Source organism: Synechococcus sp. H55.11, assembly GCF_047462475.1.
Classification (GTDB): Bacteria; Cyanobacteriota; Cyanobacteriia; order Thermostichales; family Thermostichaceae; genus Thermostichus.
In genome coordinates, this window is sequence record NZ_JANSJI010000106.1 from 2,930 (window position 1) to 6,816 (window position 3,887).

The 3,887-nt window shown below is 63.6% G+C and carries 5 protein-coding genes; 1 reads left to right on the top strand and 4 read right to left on the bottom strand.

Annotated elements, in window-relative coordinates; genetic code table 11:
• Positions 1-995: sensor histidine kinase (locus tag NW853_RS04655; protein WP_414348038.1), on the bottom strand; the 995-nt coding region annotated here is incomplete at its 3' end.
• 21 nt (positions 996-1,016) lie between these two features.
• Positions 1,017-1,706 (bottom strand): two-component system response regulator RppA, encoded by a 690-nt coding sequence (rppA, locus tag NW853_RS04660; RefSeq protein WP_414332354.1) that lies wholly within the window; start codon positions 1,704-1,706, stop codon positions 1,017-1,019.
• Positions 1,707-1,784: 78 nt separating this feature from the next.
• Here rppA and NW853_RS04665 point away from each other — a divergent pair, with 78 nt between their 5' ends.
• On the top strand, positions 1,785-2,195 hold the full coding sequence (locus NW853_RS04665) for a hypothetical protein (protein ID WP_414332352.1): 411 nt from the start codon (positions 1,785-1,787) through the stop codon (positions 2,193-2,195).
• Between the two features lie 66 nt (positions 2,196-2,261).
• Here the strand turns inward: NW853_RS04665 and NW853_RS04670 are convergent, their stop codons facing one another.
• Positions 2,262-3,128, bottom strand: coding sequence for an ABC transporter substrate-binding protein (locus NW853_RS04670; protein ID WP_414348041.1), 867 nt, complete (start codon positions 3,126-3,128; stop codon positions 2,262-2,264).
• 18 nt (positions 3,129-3,146) lie between these two features.
• Positions 3,147-3,698, bottom strand: coding sequence for an energy transducer TonB (locus tag NW853_RS04675; RefSeq protein ID WP_414348043.1), 552 nt, complete (start codon positions 3,696-3,698; stop codon positions 3,147-3,149).
• Positions 3,699-3,887: the final 189 nt, after the last annotated feature.

Genomic DNA, 3,887 nt, shown 5'->3' on the forward strand with positions numbered 1-3,887 from the left:
TCGCCCAGCTCCTGCACCAGCTCCCGCAAATCCACCAGGGGCAGATCCTCCCAAGGCAGGGATCCCTGCTGGCGGGCCAACTGCAGCAACGTATCGATTAACCCACTGAGGCGGCGGGCGCTGCTCACCACTTTTTCCAAACGGGGTTGTGCTTCTTCCGGGGCAAGCAGAGCCATCTGGGCATTGCTCATCAGGGCGGCCAGGGGGGCGCGCAACTCGTGGGCAGCATCGGCGGTAAAGCGCTGCAACTGCTCGTAGGAGCGGCGAATCGGCTGCATGGCCAGCCCCCCCAAGATCCAGCCGGCCCCGCCGATCAACCCCAGCGTCAGCGGGATCCCGATCCCCAGCCCCCAGCGCAGCCGGCCCAAGCTCAGTTGCAGCGGCTCCAGGGGCACCGCCAGTTGCAAGTAGCCCAGGATCTGCTCCTCCTGTTGCACCGGCAGGGTGAGCTGGCGCAGCAGCCTGCCCCCTTCCTCCGCCACCGTCTCAAACCCCAAGGACAGGTGGTGGGGAGAGCCAGCCAACAGCTCCAGCGGAGGGGGGGATCCCGTGTATTGGCGCAGGGATCCCAGCGGCTCTGCCCCACCGGGCTCGGCGGCATCGAACCAGCGCACGTAGGCCAGGTGATGCTCGAGGGGCTGGGTTTTGCTCCCCAAGAAAGGCACTTCGTTCAAGACCAGCCGCCACTGCCCCTGGCGCAGCTCGTACTTGATGGCGGCTGCCATAATCCGGGCTTGACCCTGCAGCTCCTCGTCAAAAGCCTGCAACCGGTTCTCCACTTCCAAGCGGTAAAAGAGGGCGGCAAACACCACCAGGATCCCGCCCATCACCCCGGCAAAGCTGCGGGCCAAGCGACGGCGGCTGTGCTGAAACAGCCCTGCCTCTTCTGTCTCGGCCTTCCGGCTCAGGTGCTGCTGAAGAGTTGGCCTCAGAGAAGCCCAGTCCCAGCCCAGCCGCGGGAGAGAATGCTTTGGCCCGGCTCTTTTGGCCTCCATGCCACCCTTAAGGAACTGCTTCTATGGGTCTGCTGCCGGGGAGGGGATGCGCAGCCGGTACCCCTGGCCATACACCGACTCCAGCCAATCCTGGGCCTCCACCTCCTTTAACCGTAACCGCAACCGCCGCACCAGCGCCGCCACGGCATTGCTTTCCGGCTCACAGCCCCACTCCCACACCGCCTGTTCGATCTGGCCGCGACTGAGCACCTGGTTGGGATGGCGCATCAGGTATTCCATCAACTGAAACTCTTTGCCCGAAAGCTGCACTTGTCGCCCCTGCCGCTCCAGGATGAGGCTGGCCAGATGCAACTGCAAGGATCCGAGGCTGAGGCTGTCGCCTTGCCATTGGGGGGAACGGCGCCCCAACGCCCGCACCCGCGCCAGCAGCTCTAGGAGATCCACCGGCTTGACCAGGTAGTCGTCTGCCCCCGCATCCAACCCCTGCACGATGTCCGATGTGGCATCCTTGGCGGTTAACATCAGCACCGGTGCGCATCCCCCCAAGCGGCGGTACTGTCGACAGAGTTGGATCCCACTGGATCCTGGCAGCATCCAATCCAAGATGAGGAGATCGTAGGCTTTCTCCTCCATCAGCCAAGCGGCCGTCTCCCCTTCGCTGGCGCAGTCCACCACATGGCCGCACTTGGCCAAAGCAGCCTGCAAAGGCTCCAACTGCTCCGGGTCGTCTTCCACCAACAAAATGCGCATGTCCCGCTTGCTACCCACCGATCCCACTCTGCCAGGCTAGGATGGCGGAGAAAAGCTGTTTCCCGGATCCCTCAAGGCATGGCGAACCTCTTCAAGCTTCTTCAGTCGCGTAAGCGGCGCGGAGCGCTCTGGCCCAGCTTGGGGGCCGACTTCTGGCTGGTCTTGCCCCTGGCCGGGATCCTGTTTGGGGTGGGTGGAGAATGGGTGACCGGCCAAGTGCTGAGCCGTCCCCGCCCGCAGGCGCAGCCTTTGGCCATTCGCAGCCAGCAGCAAGCCATCCTAACCCTGGATATTCTCTCCATCCAAGCGGAGATCCGCCGCTCCCGTGGCTACACTAAGGTGGAGGTGACGACCACCAATCCCCATTTGCGCAAGCTGGAATTTGAATTTCCGGAGCTGGATCCGAATCGGGTGGCTGCCCAGATTGCCCAAGAGCTGGGCCTCAGCTCCGATCAGGTGCAGCGCCTCACCCGCTACAGCTTGGACTAGAAAGGTATTTCAACAATAATTTTTTAATTTTTCAAGCAAAAAGGCCATCTCCCGCGTTCCCTTGGGTCAGCCCTCCAAAAAAACGCGGGCCAACTGCTCGCAGGCCGCTCTAATTTTCTCTAGGTTGCCGGGGTTGACCAAGCCGTAGTAGTCAAATCCATAGACCCTCTGGGTTTGAACGGCTTTCAACTGGTTCCAAAAGGGGCGGGCCCGGAAAAACGCCAAGGGATCCGCCGCCTCCGGGTTGACCACCAACAAAACCTCGGGGTTGGCTTCCAGGATGCGCTCTGCCGCAAGGGTGACATAGCCGCGAAATTGCCCTTGGCTTTGCAGGGCAGCCGTTAGGTTGTCGGCGCCAAAGCGCTCCAGCAGATCCCCGGCCCAGCTTTGCCGGTTGGGAGCAAGAATCGGCTGGGTGCCGACCAAAAGCAGGGTTTTGGGGCGAACCGGGGGCAGCTCCTGGGGCAAAAGCGATCCGTACTCCCGCAGCAAGGGATCCGGATCCACTCCCACAGCCGCAGCCAGAGTGGCGATGGTTGTTTCCAGGGCAGCCCAACTGTCCACCTGCGTGAGATAGGTGGGGATCCCCAATGCCTGCAATCGTTCTGCCAGAGCCGTGTGCAAGCCACTGGCCCCCACCACCCAGTCCGGTTGCAGGGCCACGATTGGCTCCAGGTTAGGTTGGTTGCCCAGCCCCAGCCGAGTTATGCCCTGAAAGCGGGGATCCGCCTCCAGCAAACGTCCGGCCGGGATCCCCACCAGTTTGTCCGGGGCCAGGCGATAGAGAATATCGGCGGTCAAGGAGGTGAGGCTGGCCACTCGCCGAACCGGAGCTGGCGGGATCTGGCTTTGGGCCTGGCGACCCATCCCCCAGACCCCCAGGCTGGCCAGGCCAAGGACAAAAAGTTGACGGCGAGAAAGAGAAGACGGCATGGACAATCTCCAAAACAGTCAATTGAGGGTAAATTGAATCGGCACCGTCACCCACGACTCAATCGGGGTGTTGTTTCTCAAGGCGGGGCTAAACTGCCACCTTTGCACCGCCTCTTGTGCGGCCCTGTCCAGGGCTGGGAAGCCGCTAGAAGAGACAATTTCCACCTGCTGCACCTGCCCTTGGGCATCCACCCTGGCCCGCAACAGCACTTGGCCTTGCTGGCCGAGGCGGCGGGCTTGGGGAGGGTACTGTGGCGGCGGGTTGCGACCCGGAATGGGGCGGGCCAGGATGTCCGGATTGGCAGCCACTGCTGCAGGCGAGGAGGTAGGAGTGGAAGCCTCCCCAGCCCCTTCTCCTGCTGTCGGCGCAGACCCCTGCGCCTGGGATCCACCGAGGCCAGCAACGACACCCCTCCCAGGAGCGCTGGATTCGGATCCCTTGCTCCCGGCAGTGCCCCCGCCACCCGAACGGATCCCTTGGATGAGGGGGGTGAAGCGGGGAATGGGAGCGCTCGTAGCAGCCCCAGAGGGCGGCCTGTTGGCCACAGGTGCGGCCGTGGGGGTAGCCACCGGAGTTGGAGGGGGCTGCTGCGGTGAGGGGGTGACCGTCGGTGTTGGGGAGGGCGGCGGAGGGGTTGGGGCGGCCATCGGCGTGGGTGTAGGGGTCGGCCCCCGGATGGGCCGGGGGCGAGCCGGGGGGGGGTCTGTTATAAGAAAAATACCGCCCCCCCGACCACGCGAAAATGGAGATTGTCGGGT

Excerpts from the sequence above, each read along its gene's own strand:
- rppA (WP_414332354.1), bottom strand. The coding sequence starts at position 1,706 with ATGCGCATTTTGTTGGTGGAAGACGACCCGGAGCAGTTGGAGCCTTTG.
- NW853_RS04665 (WP_414332352.1), top strand. The coding sequence starts at position 1,785 with ATGGCGAACCTCTTCAAGCTTCTTCAGTCGCGTAAGCGGCGCGGAGCG.
- NW853_RS04670 (WP_414348041.1), bottom strand. The coding sequence starts at position 3,128 with ATGCCGTCTTCTCTTTCTCGCCGTCAACTTTTTGTCCTTGGCCTGGCC.